We start from the raw sequence: 3,729 nt of genomic DNA, 5'->3' as shown, positions 1-3,729 counted from the left end.
CAGGGCGCGACATGATCAACCGCTCAACAGATGCTCAGGAATGGAGCAGGTGGGTTGGGCGAAGCGAGGAACAAAACCACCAGCGTGTGGTTCGTCGAGGAAAGCGCGGGTTTCAACTATTGCAGTTGTAGCTCCCTCTCTCTCACCCCGGAAGCCTACAATCGAGTTGCTGACGAAATACTCGCGGAGTTGCGCGCGAAGTACAAGTAGTTGAGCTACTACGCCAGACGGTCCAGTACCTGGCCATGATGCTGTTTTGGTCGCTGGCGCAACTACCGTAGCCTTTGTTAAAAAGGGGTAGAGGAATTGATTTTGGCCGTTTTTTCCAGTTGACCGTAGAGGTCACTGTCGCGCCCGAACCAACCGCCAGTTTGCCGACTACAAAGGCTCATGCATCGCCTCCCGGCTTGTCGGTTGGGTCAAATCGGCGGCGTGCTCAGGCTGTGACTGAGCTTGCCTCTGCCGGCGCCGGTTGCCGCACCGGAATCTCCACACGGAAGCAGCTGCCGACGCCGACTTTGCTGCTGACGTCGAGTTTGCCGTGGTGTTTCTGGACGATGCTGTAGGCCAGTGAGAGGCCGAGGCCGGTGCCTTTGCCGATGGGTTTGGTGGTGAAGAAAGGGTCGAAGATGCGTTTGAGGTTTTCCGGTGGGATGCCGCGGCCGGTGTCGGCGATTTCGACCCACACCGCGCTCTTTGCCGAACCCGTGCGGATGGTGATGGTGCCGTGCGTTTCGATGGCGTGGGCGGCGTTGACGAGAAGGTTCATGAATACCTGGTTCAACTGCGAGCCGAGGCATTCGACGTCGGGGATGCCGGCGTATTCCTTGACGATGTCGGCTTTGAACTTGATTTCGTTCATGGCGATGTTGAGCGTGCTGTCCAGCCCGTGTTCGAGATTGGCCGGGGCCCAGTCCAGGCTGTCGATGCGCGAGAAATCCTTGAGGTCCTGGACGATCCGCGTGACCCGGGCAATGCCTTCGCGCGATTCCTTGATCAGGCTGAGAATGTCGTCGCCGAGGAAGTCGAGGTCGGCTTCTGCCTTGCGGGTGACGATGTCGGCGTTGATTTCGGGGTGCCCGGCGAGCAGTGGGTCGGCGGCGCTGTAGGCGTGGATGACACCGAGCAGTTCGTCGACGTAGTTTTTCAGGGTGCCCAGGTTGGAGTTGACGAAGCCGATCGGGTTGTTGATCTCGTGGGCGACGCCGGCCGCCAGCTGGCCGATGGAGGCCATTTTTTCCGATTGCAGGAGCTGGTTCTGGGCATTTTCAAGTTGCTCGTTGAGGGCGCGCAAATGCGCGTAGTTCTGTTTGAGTTCTTCTTCCTGGCGCTTGTGTTCGCTGATGTCCTCGAGCACGGCGATGTAGTGGCTGATTTTGCCCTCGGCGTTGAATAAGGGGGTCACCATCTGGCGGGCGGTGTACAGGCTGCCGTCCTTGCGCCGGTTGACGATGTCACCGCGCCAGGTTGTGCCGCCCGAGATGCTTTCCCAGAAGTGTCGGAAGAACACCGCATCCTGGGTGCCGGAGTTGAACATGCGGGGCGGCTGGCCGATCAGCTCGGCTTCGGCATAGCCCGAAAGCAGGGTGAAGGCGCGATTGACCCAGATGATCCTGGCGGCGACGTCGGTGATCATCACCGCATTGCCAACCTCGGCCAGGGCGAGGTCGAAGAGGGCCAGCCTTTCCTGGCGCAGGGCGGATTCCAGCGTAATGACCAGGCGGTTGGCACTGGCCAGCAGGCGTTGCTGGAGCAGGCTGTCGGCGAATTGATCGGTTTCCTTGCCGTACAGCGCGAGCACGCCCCAGCATTGGCCCTGGAGTTGCAGGGGGAGCAGGATGGCAGTGTTGCATGCGGCCAGGGCCTGATTTCTCGCCGTGCACCGCGTGCAGTTCGCCCCGGCGAGCGATACCACCTGATGCTTGCCGCTGGCCATGACCTCGGCCAGTGGCCGGCAGGCAGCGGCCTTGTTGGCGCAGCCGGCAAGATGTTCGATGGTTTCGCCGGTCAGGGTTCCGGATGTCGCGGCCAGGGAAAGCTGGCCATCCTGGCCGATAACCACGACGCAGGCGGCGTCGAGATTGAAAATGGGCAGGATGCCGTCGCAGAAAATCTGGGCGATGGCGCGTGAATCGACGCCCCAGCGCATGAGGACCGTGCCCAGTTGCAGGAAGAGTTCCTCGTCCATCTTGATGCGTTTTTGCTCGGAGATGTCCTTGGCGTAGACGGCGACGCTCTCGACGAGTCCGTTGTCGTCCTTGACCGGGTACAGGTTGTTGTCAAACCAGGTCGCGCCGCGCTGATCCTGAAAGCGGACGATCTCCCCGCTGGCGACGGCGGTACGCATCATGGTGCCGCGTGTTTTGGCCAGTTCGGCCGGCATGTGGTCGAGGAAATTCGTCCTGACCATTTGCTTCGGCGTCTTGCCGAAGCGGCGGGCGGCGAAGGTGTTGATCTCGAGAACCGTGGCATCCGGTGCCAGCAGCAGCACAGCTTCGTCGGTGGCATCAAGCAGGCCGTGCATGCGGTTCTTGCTCTCGTTGATGACCTTTTCTATCCGCCGGCGCTCGACCAGTTCCGCATCCAGCTTCAGGTTGGCTTCGCGCAGGCTGGCCGTCCGCCGCGAAACTTCCTGCTCCAGGCCTTCCTGCTGCTTGAGCAGCGCCTGGTCGCGGCGCTCGATGTGATCGAGCATTTCATTGAAATGGCCGGCCAGTTCGGCGATTTCACTCCGGCCGTCGACGGCCAGGCGCTGGTCGAGCCCGGCATCGCCCCGGGCGATGTCGTGCATGGCGCGCATCGTGGCTTTCAGCGGAACGGTGATGCTGCGGGCGATCAGGCTGGCCAGGAGCAGCAAGGCGGTGGCGATGGCGAGGAGCAGCACGAGGTGGTGGAGGGCCCGGGCCTGAACCAGGGCGTCGATGTCGTCGATGTAAATGCCGGAACCGACGGTCCACCCCCAGGGCGCAAAACTTTTGACATAAGACAGCTTGGGGTAGGTTTGCCGCGTGCTTTTGCCGTCCGGAGTGACCTTGGGCCACGGGTAGGTGACATAGCCGTGGCCGGTTTGGGCGACCAGTTCGGCGAAGGCCTGCAGCAGGTTTTTCTTGCCGTCAGTCGGCACAAACGGCCCTTTCGTGCTGTTCCGTAGGCTGGTGACGCAGTTGAATTTGTCGTCAAGCAGCGGTTGACCGTCGAGCTCAGGCGAAATCGGGTGCATGAGCATGCGCGGTGGAGTCTGGTTATCGTTGAGCCAGAAATAATCCTTGCCGTTGTAGCGGATCCCCTTGATCGTGGCGATCGCCGCTGCCTGGGCGGTTTCCCGGCTTAGGCTACCGTTGCGTTCGAGATCCTGATAATGGGCCAGCACAGCGTGGGCGGCCTCGACCAGTTGCCGGATGCTGTCTTCTTTTTCCTGGTGCAAGGTATCCCTGAGCGTGGCGACATCGAGGGCGCTGGTCAGCAGGATGCTGCCGATAAAAATGGCAACGATGCCCCAGATCCGGTTGCGGATGCTGAGGCGATGCAATGGCGCAAACATGACGATCTCCCTCTTCGCGGATGGCGGCCGGGTAGTCATCGCAACGTTGACACCCCGGCTCTGCCGGACGGTGTGGCACCGTCCGCTCTGCTCAGTATCCACCGTCGCCGGCGCCTCGGCAATGAGCAAAATGGCGCAAAAGAGGCGGCGAAAAAAACCGGCCACGCGGGCCGGTTCGGGAGATTGCT

2 protein-coding genes are annotated in these 3,729 nt (G+C 61.4%); one reads left to right on the top strand and one right to left on the bottom strand.

The features are described 5' to 3' along the window. Positions 1 to 436: 436 nt before the first annotated feature. On the bottom strand, positions 437 to 3,541 hold the full coding sequence (locus tag ADADOO_RS14710) for a cache domain-containing protein (RefSeq protein ID WP_511278257.1): 3,105 nt from the start codon (positions 3,539 to 3,541) through the stop codon (positions 437 to 439). Between ADADOO_RS14710 and ADADOO_RS14705 the strand changes: the two genes are divergently transcribed. Beyond that, a partial coding sequence (locus tag ADADOO_RS14705) for a hypothetical protein (protein WP_511278256.1) occupies positions 3,540 to 3,729 on the top strand: 190 nt, incomplete at its 3' end. The genes ADADOO_RS14710 and ADADOO_RS14705 overlap by 2 nt on opposite strands.

Origin of the sequence: Azonexus sp. (assembly GCF_036170495.1) — a bacterium.
Taxonomy (GTDB): Bacteria; Pseudomonadota; Gammaproteobacteria; order Burkholderiales; family Rhodocyclaceae; genus Azonexus.
The sequence above is the reverse complement of the archived record's forward strand: the minus strand, read 5'-3'. Positions and strand labels throughout refer to the sequence as shown.